The sequence below is a fragment of the Gehongia tenuis genome, from assembly GCF_014384795.1.
GTDB lineage: Bacteria > Bacillota > Clostridia > Christensenellales > NSJ-53 > Gehongia > Gehongia tenuis.
In genome coordinates this window covers 82,165-96,901 of the sequence record NZ_JACRSR010000004.1, presented here as the reverse complement: position 1 = coordinate 96,901, position 14,737 = coordinate 82,165, and the positions used below count along the sequence as shown (strand labels likewise).

General features: G+C 55.9%; 17 protein-coding genes. 10 read left to right on the top strand and 7 right to left on the bottom strand.

The annotated features are described in order from the left end of the window. The first annotated feature begins 68 nt into the window (after nucleotides 1–68). Both H8696_RS09475 and H8696_RS09470 read left to right on the top strand, forming a co-directional pair. Entirely contained in the window at nucleotides 69–542 is a 474-nt protein-coding gene (locus H8696_RS09475) for a GNAT family N-acetyltransferase (RefSeq protein ID WP_249317120.1), read from the top strand. A gap of 15 nt (nucleotides 543–557) precedes the next feature. Continuing rightward, nucleotides 558–1,412, top strand: a complete 855-nt coding sequence (locus H8696_RS09470; RefSeq protein WP_249317118.1) for a phosphatase PAP2 family protein — start codon at nucleotides 558–560, stop codon at nucleotides 1,410–1,412. On the opposite strand, the gene aroQ is transcribed toward H8696_RS09470, so the two are convergent. Beyond that, on the bottom strand, nucleotides 1,322–1,804 hold the full coding sequence (gene aroQ / locus H8696_RS09465; RefSeq protein WP_249317116.1) for a type II 3-dehydroquinate dehydratase: 483 nt from the start codon (nucleotides 1,802–1,804) through the stop codon (nucleotides 1,322–1,324). The two genes, H8696_RS09470 and aroQ, sit on opposite strands and share 91 nt — an antisense overlap. 38 nt (nucleotides 1,805–1,842) lie before the next feature. On the opposite strand from aroQ, the gene aroE reads away from it, so the two are divergent. Continuing rightward, nucleotides 1,843–2,709: a shikimate dehydrogenase gene (gene aroE / locus H8696_RS09460; protein ID WP_249317114.1), complete on the top strand. Its 867-nt coding sequence runs from the start codon at nucleotides 1,843–1,845 to the stop codon at nucleotides 2,707–2,709. Here the strand turns inward: aroE and H8696_RS09455 are convergent. Further along, nucleotides 2,677–3,183 carry a shikimate kinase gene (locus H8696_RS09455; protein ID WP_249317112.1) on the bottom strand — a complete coding sequence of 169 codons (507 nt, stop codon included), beginning with the start codon at nucleotides 3,181–3,183 and terminating at the stop codon, nucleotides 2,677–2,679. The two genes, aroE and H8696_RS09455, sit on opposite strands and share 33 nt — an antisense overlap. Nucleotides 3,184–3,275: 92 nt before the next feature. On the opposite strand from H8696_RS09455, the gene cysK reads away from it, so the two are divergent. Beyond that, nucleotides 3,276–4,205 (top strand): cysteine synthase A, encoded by a 930-nt coding sequence (gene cysK, locus H8696_RS09450; RefSeq protein WP_249317104.1) that lies wholly within the window; start codon nucleotides 3,276–3,278, stop codon nucleotides 4,203–4,205. A 31-nt stretch (nucleotides 4,206–4,236) separates the two neighbouring features. Here cysK and jag read toward each other — a convergent pair whose 3' ends face one another. The 5 genes from jag to rpmH are packed head-to-tail and all read right to left on the bottom strand — an operon-like array spanning nucleotide 4,237 to nucleotide 6,518. After that, nucleotides 4,237–4,854, bottom strand: a complete 618-nt coding sequence (jag, locus tag H8696_RS09445) for an RNA-binding cell elongation regulator Jag/EloR (RefSeq protein WP_249317102.1) — start codon at nucleotides 4,852–4,854, stop codon at nucleotides 4,237–4,239. Beyond that, on the bottom strand, nucleotides 4,851–5,792 hold the full coding sequence (locus H8696_RS09440; RefSeq protein ID WP_249317099.1) for a YidC/Oxa1 family membrane protein insertase: 942 nt from the start codon (nucleotides 5,790–5,792) through the stop codon (nucleotides 4,851–4,853). The genes jag and H8696_RS09440 overlap by 4 nt, the downstream gene beginning before the upstream one ends. A gap of 24 nt (nucleotides 5,793–5,816) precedes the next feature. Further along, nucleotides 5,817–6,026, bottom strand: coding sequence for a membrane protein insertion efficiency factor YidD (yidD, locus tag H8696_RS09435; RefSeq protein WP_249317096.1), 210 nt, complete (start codon nucleotides 6,024–6,026; stop codon nucleotides 5,817–5,819). Beyond that, complete coding sequence (gene rnpA / locus H8696_RS09430) at nucleotides 6,023–6,367, bottom strand: ribonuclease P protein component (protein ID WP_249317093.1); 345 nt, start codon at nucleotides 6,365–6,367, stop codon at nucleotides 6,023–6,025. Before rnpA ends, yidD begins: the two co-directional genes overlap by 4 nt. Before the next feature lie 16 nt (nucleotides 6,368–6,383). After that, nucleotides 6,384–6,518 (bottom strand): 50S ribosomal protein L34, encoded by a 135-nt coding sequence (gene rpmH, locus H8696_RS09425; RefSeq protein WP_249317091.1) that lies wholly within the window; start codon nucleotides 6,516–6,518, stop codon nucleotides 6,384–6,386. 388 nt (nucleotides 6,519–6,906) lie between these two features. On the opposite strand from rpmH, the gene dnaA reads away from it, so the two are divergent. The 6 genes from dnaA to rsmG all read left to right on the top strand — a co-directional run bounded on the left by dnaA (nucleotide 6,907) and on the right by rsmG (nucleotide 14,630). Beyond that, nucleotides 6,907–8,235: a chromosomal replication initiator protein DnaA gene (gene dnaA, locus H8696_RS09420; RefSeq protein ID WP_249317089.1), complete on the top strand. Its 1,329-nt coding sequence runs from the start codon at nucleotides 6,907–6,909 to the stop codon at nucleotides 8,233–8,235. A 161-nt stretch (nucleotides 8,236–8,396) separates the two neighbouring features. Next, on the top strand, nucleotides 8,397–9,491 hold the full coding sequence (gene dnaN, locus H8696_RS09415; protein WP_249317087.1) for a DNA polymerase III subunit beta: 1,095 nt from the start codon (nucleotides 8,397–8,399) through the stop codon (nucleotides 9,489–9,491). Between the two features lies 1 nt (nucleotide 9,492). Further along, nucleotides 9,493–10,572 carry a DNA replication/repair protein RecF gene (recF, locus tag H8696_RS09410; protein ID WP_249317084.1) on the top strand — a complete coding sequence of 360 codons (1,080 nt, stop codon included), beginning with the start codon at nucleotides 9,493–9,495 and terminating at the stop codon, nucleotides 10,570–10,572. A gap of 85 nt (nucleotides 10,573–10,657) precedes the next feature. Then, nucleotides 10,658–12,007 (top strand): tRNA uridine-5-carboxymethylaminomethyl(34) synthesis GTPase MnmE, encoded by a 1,350-nt coding sequence (gene mnmE, locus H8696_RS09405; protein WP_249317081.1) that lies wholly within the window; start codon nucleotides 10,658–10,660, stop codon nucleotides 12,005–12,007. Between the two features lie 6 nt (nucleotides 12,008–12,013). Continuing rightward, nucleotides 12,014–13,909: a tRNA uridine-5-carboxymethylaminomethyl(34) synthesis enzyme MnmG gene (gene mnmG, locus H8696_RS09400; RefSeq protein WP_249317079.1), complete on the top strand. Its 1,896-nt coding sequence runs from the start codon at nucleotides 12,014–12,016 to the stop codon at nucleotides 13,907–13,909. 13 nt (nucleotides 13,910–13,922) lie between these two features. Beyond that, nucleotides 13,923–14,630, top strand: a complete 708-nt coding sequence (rsmG, locus tag H8696_RS09395) for a 16S rRNA (guanine(527)-N(7))-methyltransferase RsmG (RefSeq protein ID WP_249317077.1) — start codon at nucleotides 13,923–13,925, stop codon at nucleotides 14,628–14,630. Nucleotides 14,631–14,737 lie beyond the last annotated feature (107 nt).

Sequence of the window (14,737 nt, the reverse complement as noted above, 5' to 3'; positions counted from 1 at the left end):
TCCATGGAGGAAATTTCCTTTTCAAAACCGTCCATATGCCGTATGATAAAGGGACGGGAGGGTTGAAAATGTTTCAAGGAAAATGGAGCGCGGGCAGGGCTGACGCCCAAGACGCGCTGGACCTTCGGATGGAGGTATTTGTGGAGGAACAGGGCTTCGCCCGGGAGGTGGAGCTGGACGAATATGACGACATGGCGCTGCACGCCCTGGTATACGAGGACGGGCAGTGCGTGGCCACCGGCCGGCTCATCTTCAAGGGCGACCGGTTCTATGTGGGCCGGGTGGCGGTAAAAAAGGCCTACCGGGGCCAGGGCTTCGGCGATCTTGTGATGCGCATGATCCTGTTCCGGGCGGAGCAGATGGGCGTCACGAAGCTTTATCTTCATGCCCAGCTGCTTGCGATGGGCTTTTACGAAAAACTGGGGTTCAAAAAGGTAGGCGGGACTTTCCTTGAGGAAGGCGCCCCCCATCAGGAGATGATGCTGGAACTCAAAGATTTTGACTGGCACGCTCACTGCCGGGAGTTCAGCGCTCAGTCTTAGTTTTAAGGAGGTTCTATGGAAGTCATCGCGGCCGTACAGAGCATTGCCAGCCCCTTTTGGGACGCTTTTTTTGAGGCTGTAACCCGGCTGGCAGAGGATGGACCGGCGCTTTTTATACTGGCCCTGCTTCTTTGGTGCATCGATCATCGGGGAGGCATGCGCATTGCGCTCACCTTTGCCGCGGGCGCCTTCGTGACCTCCGGACTCAAGCTGATTTTCCGCATTCCCCGTCCCTGGGAGCGTTACGGGGATGCCCTCCGCACCCTGCACACCAGCACGGCTACCGGTTACTCCTTCCCCAGCGGCCACAGCACTCAGGCGGCGTCCTTTGCGGGCGGATTGGCCGGGTGGGCAAAACGCGGATGGTTCACTCTTTTGATGGTGATGCTGGCCCTATTGGTGGGTCTGTCCCGCATTTATCTTGGCGCCCACACCCTTTGGGATGTGATTGCCGGCCTGGCCATCGGTTTTGGTGTGGTGCCTCTTTGCGGCGCACTGCTGGATTGGCTCGAAAAAAATCACCGCGAGAAACTGCTTTTCATCGCGGTGATTCCTCTATTCGTTTTGGGATGCCTCGGGGACGGCAATCTGGCCAAATCCTCGGGGCTATTGTCCGGTCTGCTTATGGGCTACGTCCTAATGCCGGCCATCGGCTTTCAAAGTCAGGCGCCGATTTGGCAGCAGGTGCTGAAAATGGTTCTGGGCATCGCCGTACTGCTGGCGCTGCAGCTTGGTCTCAGGGCGCTGTTCCCGGGCGGCGCTTTCTTTAGCACCCTGCACTACTTTTTGCTGGGGCTTTGGGGCTGCGCCGGCGCACCCTGGCTGTTCATGAAGCTCGGACTCACCAGGGCCTCCAGGGCCAAAAGATAGCTGAGCGGCCCAAAGCCGGCAATCTGGCCCACGCAGGCGGGCGCGATCAGGGACCGGTGACGGAACTCCTCCCGGGCATGGACGTTGGAGAGGTGAACCTCCACCACCTTGAGTTTTGTGGCCTTGATGGCATCCAGCAGCGCCACGGACGTGTGGGTGTAGGCCGCGGCGTTGAACACCACGCCGTCCACATCCTCCAGCATGGCCCGATGGAGCCGTTCCACCAGTTCGCCTTCGTGGTTGGACTGAAAAAAGTCGATCTGAGTGCCCAGCTCTTTGGCACGCCGGCGCAGCATGGCTTCAATATCGGGCAGGGTTTTCACCCCGTAGATGGCCGGTTCCCGAACCCCGAGGAGGTTCAGGTTGGGGCCGTTCATCACCAAGATTTTCATCGCAATCATCCTTTCTTATTCTTGAGGAGGTTTTTCGTATGCAGCCAAGATCCTTTGGCGTCATTGGCGATCCCATCGCCCACAGCCTTTCACCCGTCATTCATGAGGCCTTGTACCAGGCCATGGCGCTCCCCTTCACCTATGGCCGGGAGAGGGTGGAAAAGGGGAGCCTTCCGGCCTTTATCCAGCATCTGCCCGGGCTGGGCTGGGGCGGTTTTAATATTACCATGCCCCACAAGAAGGATATTCTGCCCTTTTTGGAGGACGTGGAAGGAGAAGCCGCCGTCTGCGAGAGCGTGAACACCGTCCGCGTGGAGAAAGGCAGGCTCTATGGCACCAGCACCGACGGCCCGGGATTTCATCTTGCACTGCAGCAGGTGGGTTTTGATGTAAGCGGCGCCCACATCCTTATCCTGGGCGCCGGCGGAGTGACCAAGGCCCTGGCTTACCGTCTGGCCGAGGGCGGCGCCGAAGCGATCACCGTGCTCAACCGCACGGTCTCCAAGGCACGGGACCTGGCTGATTTCATCTATGGCCGCTGGGACGTGGACACAGCCTACGGCCCCTTGGACATCGATGAGATGGAGTCCTGGTCGGAGGACGCGGACCTCGTTATCAACACCACGGCCCTCGGCATGGCCGGCTTTGCGGATTTTCCTTCCTTCGCCTTTTTGGAGGCCTTGAATCCCGACGCCCTGGTGGCTGACCTCATCTATCACCCCCGGCCCACCAGCCTGCTGGCAGCGGCCCAGGAATTGGAACTCACCACCTTGGATGGTCTGCCCATGCTGATCAACCAGGCTATCTACGCCTTCGAATTCATGACAGGGCTCGCCGCACCGAAGGATGCCTTCCTGGTGGCAGGCAACGCCCTAAAGGCGCATGGGGTGTTCCAAAGCCACTGATACCAAGGTCTCCAGCGCCACTTGCGCGTCCCCTGCATTTGGAATGACAATGTGGCAACGGCCGCGATAGAGGGTCTCCCTGGCCCGGTATAGATCAAATATTTTATTCCGATCCCCCTGAAGCAGGGGCCGGTGCCCGGGATTCACATCCTTTGCAATGCGTTCCGGCGGGCGGTCGATAAAAAGGACAAGTCCCGTGTCGTCCATGATCCGCCAGTTCTCCTCCCGAAGCACGATGCCGCCGCCGGTGGAGACGACGGCGCCGGTGCGCTCGCTGGCGCCGCGGAGCGCCTCCGTTTCCAGCGCCCTGAAGCCATCCTCGCCATCCTCTTCAAAGATCTTGGGGATGGAACGTCCCGATGTTTTCTCGATCTCCTCATCCAAATCGATAAAGACGCGGCCCAGGCGGTCCGCCAGCGCCCGACCCAGCACCGTCTTCCCGCTGCCCGGCATGCCTGTCAAATAGATTGGCACGACCACCACTCCCTAGTTTTTTCCTAGCATAGCACAACCGCAGGGCCCGTGACAACAAGATTTGGGCCCATTCAGCGAAGGAGGCATATTTTATGACAATTTATCATGGTGTAGAGGAACTGATCGGCAAAACGCCGCTGATGCGCCTTGACCGCTTGAGCCAAGCCGAGGGTATCCAGGCGGACATGCTGGGCAAGGTGGAGTTTTTTAACCCCGCCGGTAGCATTAAGGACCGCACCGCTTATGCCATGGTGGCGGACGCGGAGGCGCGGGGCATGCTGCGGCCCGGCGCCACCTTGGTGGAACCCACCTCAGGCAACACCGGTGTGGCGCTCGCCATGCTGGCCGCCGCAAAGGGTTACCGCATGATTTTAACCATGCCGGACACCATGAGCCTGGAGCGGCGCATGCTCCTTGCCGCTTTTGGCGCGGAACTGGTGCTTACGCCAGGCGCTGAAGGGATGAAGGGCGCCATTGCCAAGGCGAAAGAGATCGCACAAAACACCCCTGAAAGCTTCATTCCCTCCCAATTTGACAATCCCGCCAACCCCAAAATTCATGAGGAAACCACGGCCGTTGAGCTATGGGAGGACACGGAGGGCAAAATTGACGTTCTGGTGAGCGCTGTGGGTACCGGCGGCACCTTCAGCGGCACGGCCCGCGCCCTTAAAAAGCTGAATCCAAAGCTCATTGCTGTCGCCGTGGAACCGGAGGGGTCCGCCGTCCTTTCCGGTGAAAAGCCGGGCCCCCATAAGATTCAGGGTATCGGTGCGGGCTTCGTGCCCAAAACACTGGATACCACTCTCATCGACGTGATCAAACCCGTGTCCGGCGAGGACGCCTATCGCTACGCCAAGCTTCTTGCCCGAACGGAGGGCCTGCTCTGCGGCATTTCCTCTGGCGCCGCACTGGCCACAGCCTATGCTTTGGCCCGGCTTCCAGAATACGCGGACAAAACCTTTGCCGTCATCCTGCCGGATACCGGCGAACGCTATCTCTCCGCCAAGGTTTACGAGGATTAAAAAAAGGCCCCCGGCAGGGGGGCCTTTTCTTTTAGGATTTGGGAAGAATGATCACCCGGCGGCGAGGCTCCACGCCTTCGCTCATGGTGGTTACCGTTGGATGATCCTGAAGGGCGAAATGAAGAATTCTGCGTTCGTAGGGATTCATGGGTTCCAGCGCTACCCTTCTTCCCGTCCGTTCACACTTCGCAGCCATCTTGTTGGCCAGCTTGACCAGGCTCTCCTCCCGCTTGGCACGGTAATTCTCCGCATCCAGCATCAGCTTCTCGTCCTGGAAGCCGTCCCTCCGGGCGGCCAGGGTGGTCAGATACTGAAGGGCATCCAGCGTCTCGCCCCGGTGGCCGATCACGGCGCCCATGCCCGGGCCTTCCATCTGGATCTTTAAAATGTTATCCTCCCGATGACAATGGAAGGAAGGCGTCACATCGAGATAGGAGCACACCTTTTCCAAAAAGTGAATGGCCCGGCTCTCAAAGGTATCTTTTTCCGTCACCTTCACTCGGGCATTCTTGGAACCAAACCCGAAGATGCCCTTGGAACCCTCCTCCAGCACCTCGATTTCCACATCGTCGCGGGTGAGGGCCAGCTCAAACAGGGCGGCATCCACGGCCTCTTCCACATTCTTCGCCGATTTTTCCACGGACTTCATGCCTGTTGAACTCCTTCCTCGGCAGCTTTGGCCTTCTTTCTCTTATCGATCACGTCCATGATGATGTACTGCACCATGGTCCAAACATTGCTGATCGTGTAGTACAAAGCAAAAGCCGCATTGGTCGTTGCGCAGAACCATACGAAAAAGACCATCATTACATACTGCATGATCTTGTTCTGCTTTGCCATCGATTCATTGCCGGCGGGCTGGTTGGCCATCATGAACTTCATGCTGAAGATCTGGGAAACCAGTGCGAGCGCGGGCAGAATCAAATAACCGTTCACCTGTCCGGCGTACTGGGCGATGGTGGAACCCATCACCGTGCTGTAGTTGGCTGCCGCCGCGTCAATGGCGCTTTGGGTGAGCATGGCGCTGTGGGAGCTGACAAAGATGCCCAGCTGGGTGACCGAATCGGGCACCACGGCCTGGGGCACATAGCTGACCGCACCCCGCAGGAGATCGCCCAGATGCCCCGCATAGTAGCTGATATCAATGAAGGAATCGGGCTGGAAGATGTTCTTGATCCAAAGCCAGCTTTCCGGCTGCCAGACCTGGCCGGCTTCCACCGTCTGAATCATCGCAAGAGACTGTTCGGCGGCAATGATGCGCAGCACGGCAAACACGCCGAAGATAATGATAAACTGCACGAGCATGGGCAGACAGCCGCCCAAGGGGTTGAGCTTCTCCTCTTTATAAAGCTCCATGGTTTTTTGGTTGAGCTTTTCCGGATCCTTATACTTTTTCTTCAGGGCCTCCAGCTTCGGCTGAACTTCCGCCATCTTCTTCATGGAGCGCCTCTGCTTGAGATCCAGCGGCATAACCAAAAGCTTCACCAAAAGGGTGAACACGATGACCGCCCAGCCATAGTTGCCGATAAACGAATGAAGGAATCGGATCAACCAGCCGAACACGTCACTAACTAAAGGAATGTACAATCATTAGCCCCCTTTTATTGTGGGTTATTTCACAGGGTCATATCCTCCGTCGTTGAAGGGATGGCATTTGAGCAGTCTTTTGACGGCCATAAAGCTTCCTTTGAGCGCACCGTACTTTTCGATAGCCTGATAAGCGTACACACTGCAGGAGGGATAAAACCGGCAGTGCTGTCCTAGACAGGGCGATATGAAGCGTTTATAGCCCCTCAGCAGCCACAGCAACACTTTTTTCATGGCTCTTCCATCCACACTTTGGTCCGTTTCATCAAATATACCATATCCTTTTGAAGCCCCCCAAAGTTCATTTTGGTAATGGGCGCACGGGCTACAAAGATGAGGGTATGACCGGGCTTGATGCGGGGAATTTCCACGCGGACCGCTTCCCGCATCTGACGTTTGATCCGATTGCGCACCACCGCGCATCCGATCTTCTTGCTGATAGAAAACCCAATCTTAATACCCTTGTCCCGTCTTTTGGCAACGATCAGCACCATATGGGCTGTCGCAGAGGACTTTCCTCTTCGGTATACGTATTGAAACTCCCGGTTTTTACGAAGGCGGTATGCCTTATTCATGAAAAACCCTCATCCGTTAAGCGCTGATCTTCTTTCTACCCCGTCTTCTGCGGCGCTGCAACACATTGCGGCCGTTCTTGGTCTGCATCCGCTTGCGGAAGCCGTGAACCTTCTTGCGTTTTCTTTTCTTGGGCTGATACGTTTGTAACATAATGGAGCATCCTTTCTGATTTGAGAAATATTGAGAAGCCTGCCCCAAGGGGACAAGCATCCAACTTAAAATTACAGCATTCTCATTATAGTAAATGGGCTCTTCCCTGTCAATCCTGTCCACCCGATTTATCCTTGAATTCGTACCATTTTACCCTGTGTTCGCCTTGCTTTTTCAAGGTAGGTACGTTACAATAAATCATATCCACAGGTCCTCCATTGGACCCTTTTTCTTGCACTTTTTTCACAGACTCGGGATAAACTTGTGGATAAGTTGGTAATTTTATCCCGTTCCCTGCGGATATTTTGGATAAAGGCCTTTAAATAGGGCGTGAATATGTGGATAAGTTTTATCCACAGGCCGATTTGGAGGTATCAAAGGAGGCATCATGATGGCTGTATTGTCCGAAGTGTGGGACAAGGCCTTGGCATTGATTAAAAATTCGGATATCACCGAAATTACCTATGATACTTGGTTTGCGTCGGTGGAGCCCCTCCTTTTGGAGAACGGTGTTCTCTATTTAAAGGTACAAAACGAAATCAACCGCAATATTCTGCGCACCCGTTATCAGCCTCTTATGATCAACGCCCTTCGGCAGACGGCGGGCGAGAATCTGGAGCTGCATTTTCTGCTTCCCGATGAGGCGGATACCTTTTTGGAATCGAGAACCCGGAAGAAAGCGGCGCCGGCGGGCAATTCCTTTATATCCAAATACACCTTTGATACTTTTGTCGTTGGCAATTCCAATCGCCTGGCCCATGCGGCATCCCTGGCCGTAGCCGAATCTCCGGCACAATCCTACAATCCTTTGTTTTTGTACGGCGGTTCCGGGCTTGGCAAGACGCATCTTCTTCATGCCATCGCCCAATACGTGCTGCAAAACAATCCCCATACCAAGGTTCTTTATGTGACGGCGGAGAAGTTCACCAACGAACTTATCGTATCCATTCAGGCCAACACCAATGAAGAATTCAGGAATCGTTACCGCAGTGTGGATATCCTGATGATTGACGATATCCAGTTTCTGGCCGGCAAGGAACAGACCCAGGAGGAATTTTTCCATACTTTCAATGCTCTTTATGAGGCCAACAAGCAGATCATCATCACCAGCGATAAGAAACCCAACGAAATTCCCACACTGGAGGACAGGCTTCGTTCCCGGTTCATCTGGGGCCTGCTGGCCGATGTGCAACCTCCGGATATGGAAACCCGGGTGGCCATCCTGAAAAAGAAGGTGGAGCTGGACCATCTCACCGTTTCGGACGACGTGCTCCATTATATTGCCATGGAGATTCAAAGCAACATCCGAAACCTGGAGGGGTCTCTCAATAAGGTGATGGCTTTCAGCCGGCTGCAGAATAAGCCCATCGATCTTGAATTGGCAAAGGAAGCTCTGAAAGATATTCTCATGGACCAATCCGCGCCCCGTATTACGCCGGAGCGGATCATGGACGTGGTGGGGGATTATTATGGGATCAGCCGTGAGGACATCAAATCCCGGAAGCGTCCCAAGGAAATCGCCTACCCCCGCCAGATTGCCATGTGGATGACAAGAAAGCTCACCGACCTGTCCCTGCCCATGATCGGCGAATCCTTCGGCGGCAAGGATCACACCACCGTGCTTTATGCCATCGACAAGATCAATAAGGACTGTGAGGCCAGCACCCAGTTCAAGCGGCACGTGGATGATCTCGTCAAAAAAGTTCAGGGACAATGAGCTGTGAAAGCTGTGTAAAAGGTCAAGACATTATCAACAGCTTGCCCACAGGAGCAAAGGCCGGCCGGTCTAAGCCGGAAGGTTCTTTTCAACACAAACCACACCACTACGACGACTACGTCTCTTAAATAATATATCCAACACCAAAGGAGGAAGAGTTCATGCGCTTAAGAATGGATCGTGAAGATTTATCCGGTGGCATATCCACCGTTACGCGGGCCTTGGCAACCCGCACTACCCTGCCCATCCTGGAGGGCATCCTGCTGGAGACCACTCCGGCCGGCCTCCGTCTTGTATGCAATGACACAGTTTTAAGCATCGAGGATACGGTTCCGGTAGAGGTTATGGAGGAGGGCTCCGTGGTGGTGCCCGGCCGCATGTTTTCCGAGATTGTCCGCCGTCTGCCGGAGGGCAAGGTGGAGCTGGAACTGGATGGGGACCGGGTAATCGTGCGTTCCAAGGGCTCCAAGATTACGGTGGTGGCTCTGGACGCGGCGGAATATCCCCGGCTTCCCGCCGTGGAGGATGCCAGTCCCATAAAGATTCCCCAAAAGCTGTTGAAGGAAAAGATCAATCAGGTGATCTTTGCCACGGCGGATGATGAGACCCGCCCGATTTTAACCGGCGTTCTCATGGAGATGGGCCGGGATATGACGCTGGTGGCTTTGGACGGTTATCGTCTAGCTATGAACCATCTGCCCCTTTCCATGGATGGGAACCGGCGTTCAGTGGTGCCGGGCAAATCCCTGAGCGAGATGGCCAGAACGCTTTCCGATGGGGATGAATTGGTAGAAATCAGCTTCCAGGGAAACCACATTCGTCTTGATATGGGCCCCATTCAGATGATCAGCCGTCTTTTGGAGGGCGAATTCATTCAGTATCGGCAGATTCTGCCCACCGATTTCTCCACGCTGGTCAAGCTTTCCCGGGAGGCGTTTTTCGATGCCATTCAGCGCGCATCCCTGGTGGTGCGTGAAGGCCGCAACAATCTGATCCGTCTGCATTTTGAGGGGGAGGAGCTTGCCATCACCGCCAACAGCGAGATGGGTGACGCTTTGGAGAAGGTGGCTATTGAATGCGAGGGCAAGCCTCTGGACATCGCGTTCAATGCCAAATATCTTTCCGATGTGCTGAAAAGCCTGGATGATGAATTCATTCAGCTCAACTTCTCCACCAGTGTTTCGCCGCTGGTGGTCACGCCGGTAGAGGGTGAGGAGTACCTCTATTTGGTTCTGCCCGTGAGGCTGCACGGCTGAGATGAACATCGAACGGCTCAGATTGCTGGACTTCCGCAACTATGGCCAGCTCGATATCCATTTGCACAAGGGCGTCAATCTTTTGTTTGGACGAAACGCCCAGGGCAAAACGAATCTTCTGGAATCGCTGCTTCTATGCTGCAGCGGGCGCTCCCACCGCACCCGGCGGGATGATGAGCTGGTCCGCTTTGGCAAGGACCGGGCGTTTATTCGGGTGGATGTAAACCGAAAAGACGGCCCCCGGAGTGTGGAGGTTGTGCTCTCCCGGAAGGAGAAGAAGCGCATACGTATCAATGGTTCACCCATTCTGCGGATTCGGGATCTTTTGGGCCATGTAAACGCGGTAATGTTTTCGCCGGAAGATCTCAACCTGGTAAAAGGCGGCCCCGCCATGCGCCGCCGGTTCATGGATATGGAACTATGCCAGATTCATCCTTCCTACTATGATGGTCTTATGCGCTATCATCGGGCCATGGATCAGCGGAACATGGTGCTGAAAAGGGGTCAGGAAGAGCTTTTGGAGCCCTTTGAAATGCAGATGGCTCAAAGCGCCGCCGTCCTGACGGAGCAGCGGGCCAGATTTTTGCAGCGGCTGCAGGAGCAGGTAAATATACTTCACCCCAGCCTTACCGATGGCCTTGAAAGCATGGAAGTATGCTACCGGCCTGGATTCCATGGGGATGATTTTGTGAACGAATTCCAGCAAAAACTGAGAGAAAACCGTTCGACGGATATGTTGAAGGGGATCACCTCCGCGGGCCCTCATAAGGATGACTTTGATCTTCTGCTGAAGGAGAAATCCCTTCGAAGCTTTGGTTCTCAGGGCCAGCAAAGAACGGCGGCGCTCACGCTGAAGCTGGGGGAGCTGGCGCTGATGGAAGAGGATATCGGTGAAGCGCCTATTCTGCTTTTGGACGATGTTTTGAGTGAATTGGATGAGCGGCGCCAGCGGCTGCTGCTTCTACAGGTGCAGTCCATTCAAACCCTGCTCACCGCCACCCATATGGAACCATTGGAGAATCTAAAATCCCGTGTTTTTTATATACAGGGCGGCCAGGCCATGGAAAAAAAGAAGGTTTAGGGATCCGATATCGGGTCCCTTTGTTTGTTGATGGAAGGCCCAAAAAAGTGTATAATTTGAAAACCGGAAGAGGAGGTGCGGGAAATTGGAGGATACGATTGCGGCGCTGGCTACGGCGCCGGGCAGGGGATCCATTGCGGTAATCCGCATATCCGGCGAAAAAGCCCGGGCCGCTTTGGAAAAGGTATTTTATCCCAAGAACCCTTGGGAGCCCCGTAAACTCCTCTATGGATTCGTGAGGGACGACGGCGGGGTGGTGGATGAAGCCATGGCGGTTTACCTGCCCGCTCCCCATACTTACACCCGGGAGGATGTGGCGGAGATTCACTGCCACGGCGGTCCAGTGCCAGTGGAAAGGACACTGAAGCTTCTTTTTGAAGCGGGAGCGAGACCTGCGGAGCCCGGCGAATTCACCAAACGGGCCTTTTTAAATGGCCGGGTGGATCTCGCTCAGGCGGAAGCGGTGATGGATCTCATTGGTGCAGAGGGAGAGGCGGCCGCCAGGGTGAGTCTGGATCTGATGGAGGGCAAGCTCTCCCGAAAAGTGGGAGAACTTCAATCGGCGCTCACCGATCTGTTGGCGGAGACGGAAGCGGCGCTGGATTATCCCGAGGAGGATCTGGAGGAGATGATGAAGCCCGCTTTGGAAAACCGCATGGCGGCCCTTCAAGGCGAGCTTCAAAAGTTAATCGACAATGCGAATATTGGACGGGTCGCGCTTGAAGGCTTCAAGGTGGTGCTGGCGGGCAGACCCAATGTGGGAAAGTCCTCCCTTTTGAACGCATTGAGCGGCACGGAGCGGGCCATTGTTACCGCTATCGCGGGAACCACGCGGGATACGCTGGAGGAGACCATCGATATCCGTGGACTCACGTTTCGGCTTTTGGATACGGCGGGCATTCGGGAAACGCAGGACACCGTGGAATCCATCGGGGTCGCCCGAAGCCGCAGAGCCATGGCGGAGGCCCATCTTGTTTTGGTCATTCTGGACGGTTCGGAAGGGCTCAAAGCGGAGGATCAGGCGGTACTGGCTTCACTGGAGAAGGGAAAAGGTCTCGTGGTCATCAATAAGGGAGACCTGCCGGATCAAATGGAGGATGGAGAACTGCAAAAATGGGCGCCGGATATCCCCATTTGGCATGTGTCTGCCAAGACCGGAGAAGGCTTGGAAAGCTTAAAGGATGCGCTGTACCGCTGGGCGCTGCCTCAGCCTTTGGGAAGCGCGGGGCTCACCCATGAGCGGCATGTGCTGGCGGTGAAGGCGGCGCTGGCCAGTTTGATGCGGGCGAATGCGGCTTTGGACGGAGACATGCCCGTCGATCTTCTGGCCATGGATCTGCATGAATGCTGGGAGCATCTGGGGGAGATCACGGGTCAGGTCTACAATGAATTCATCATTGACCGCATCTTTGAAAAATTTTGTTTGGGAAAGTGAGATTCCATGAACTATATCGCTGGCGAATATGACGTGGTGGTGGTGGGTGCGGGGCATGCCGGCTGTGAAGCGGCGCTGGCCTCCGCCCGTATGGGTCTTTCCACACTGCTGCTCACCCTCAATCTGGATGCGGTGGCGCTCATGGCCTGCAACCCCTCCATCGGCGGCACGGCCAAGGGCCATCTGGTGCGGGAAGTGGACGCTCTGGGCGGGGAGATGGGAAAGGTGATCGATAAAACCTTTCTGCAGTCCCGCATGCTCAACACGGCGAAGGGTCCGGCGGTCCATTCCCTTCGGGCTCAGGCGGATAAAAGGCGTTATCAGTCCGAGATGCGCTGGACTTTGGAGAACACGGACAATCTGAGTCTCCGTATGGGGGAGTGCGTTGACCTTCAAACGGAGAATGGAAGGATCTCCGCGGTGGTGCTGGATACCGGCGCGGTCTATCGCTGCAAAGCCGCGGTGCTGGCCACCGGCGTGTATCTCAAGGGAAAGGTGATCATCGGTGATTTTTCCGCAGCCAGCGGACCTTCGGGATTTTTTCCTGCAAACGGGCTCACCAAGGCGATTCAGCGCCTTGGTTTCACCATTTTGCGCTTCAAGACGGGAACGCCGCCCCGAGTGGATGGACGCACCCTCGATTACGGGAAGATGCAGCCCCAATACGGGGACGAGCCCATCGTACCCTTTTCCTATCTCAGCGGCGCGCTCTGCCGGAAGCAGTTTCCCTGCTATCTGACCTATACCAATGAACGCACCCATCAGATCATCCGGGACAATCTCCATCGCTCACCCCTTTTTTCCGGGACAATCCAGGGGGTGGGTCCCCGCTACTGCCCCTCCATCGAGGATAAAGTGGTGCGATTTGCTGACAAGCCCGCCCATCAGCTCTTTATTGAGCCGGAGGGGGAGATGACCCATGAGATGTATGTGCAGGGGCTTTCCACCTCCCTTCCGGAGGATGTGCAGATGGAAATGCTGCACACCCTGCCCGGGCTGGAGCACTGCCGGATGATCCGGCCGGGCTACGCCATCGAATACGACTGCATTGATGCCACCCTACTTACACCGGCGCTTATGGCCAAAAAAGTGCCCGGGCTTTTTGCCGCGGGCCAGATCAACGGCAGTTCCGGCTATGAGGAGGCTGCGGGTCAGGGAATTTTGGCGGGGATCAACGCCGCTCTCTACGTGAAAGGGGAGGAGCCTTTCACCCTGGGCCGGGATGAAGCCTATATTGGTGTTCTGGTCGATGATCTTGTGACCAAGGGCACGGCGGAACCCTATCGCATGATGACTTCCCGTGCGGAGTATCGGCTGACCCTCCGCCAGGACAATGCGGACCTCAGACTGACGGAAAAGTCCTATCGGCTGGGGCTGGCTTCAAAGGAGCGGCTCAGGCTTATGGAGGAAAAAAGGAGAAGGACGGCGGAAGAAATTGAACGCCTCAAAGGAACAGTAATTCCGCCCAGCACCGAGCTTATGCAGCTGCTGGAGAAGAAGGATGCTGGGACGGTGAAGGGCGGCGTTACGCTGTATGAGCTCATGCAAAGACCCCGCATCGCGTATCGAGACGTTGCCTCCTTTGATCCGGCTGGGGAAGGGATGCCGCCGGAGGTGGAGGAAGCGGTGGACATCGAGATCCGCTATGCCGGATACATGGAGCGGCAGCGAAGGGATATCGAACGCTTCCGCAAGATGGAGAATAAACGTCTGCCGGAGCACATGAATTATCTCAATATTTCCGGACTTCGGCTGGAAGCGAGGCAGAAGCTGGATCGGATCCGGCCCCAGTCCTTTGGACAGGCCATGCGTATCTCCGGCGTATCTCCTGCGGATATCACCGTACTCATGATCGAACTAGAAAGGAAACGCCATGGAAATAATGAAGAGGAGACTTCTTGAAGGCGCCCATCGCATGGGCATTGTTATGACGCAGGACATGGCGGAGAAGCTCACGGCGTATCATACCCTTTTGATGGAAGCCAATGAGACCATGAACCTCACCCGCATCGTGGACGAGGAGGAGGCGGTCAGCCGTCAGTATCTGGATTCCGTGCCTGCCCAGGTTCTCCGGCAGATCCCGGAGGGGGCGAGGGTGGTGGACGTGGGCACCGGCGCTGGGCTGCCCGGCATACCTCTGGCTATTTTGCGGCCGGATGTGGAAATGACCCTCATGGACGCCCTGCAAAAGCGGGTGGCTTTTCTTCAAAAAACGGCGGAGGCATTGGAGCTCCCTCTCAGGGTGATCCATATCCGGGCGGAGGACGGCGGAAGGGCGCAGGAGCATCGGGAACGCTACGACGTGGCCGTGGCCCGGGCTGTCGCGCCCATGGCGGCTCTTGCCGAGTACCTGCTGCCCTTGGTGAAGGTGGGCGGCAAGGCGCTATGCTACAAGGGGCCCAAGGGCGGGCAGGAGCTGGACGCGGCCAGGGAGGGCATCGGCCTTTTGGGCGGCCGCGCCATGGACATCCTTCCGGTTCGCGACCCTTTTTTTGAAAGAAATTGCAGCATAATCGTTCTACAAAAAAATTATAAAACCCCCATCAAATACCCGAGGAACAGCGGCGTCATTAAAAAATCTCCGCTGATCGCCTCGAATCTTCGCATTTCACGCTCCAAATAAGACCGTTTCTTGTGGATTTTTGGGGAACGATTCTGAGCCCCCAAACCGCCTTTGCAGCAGGATTTCTAACATGAAAAAAGAATATTATGACCATCCCAAATGGAGGA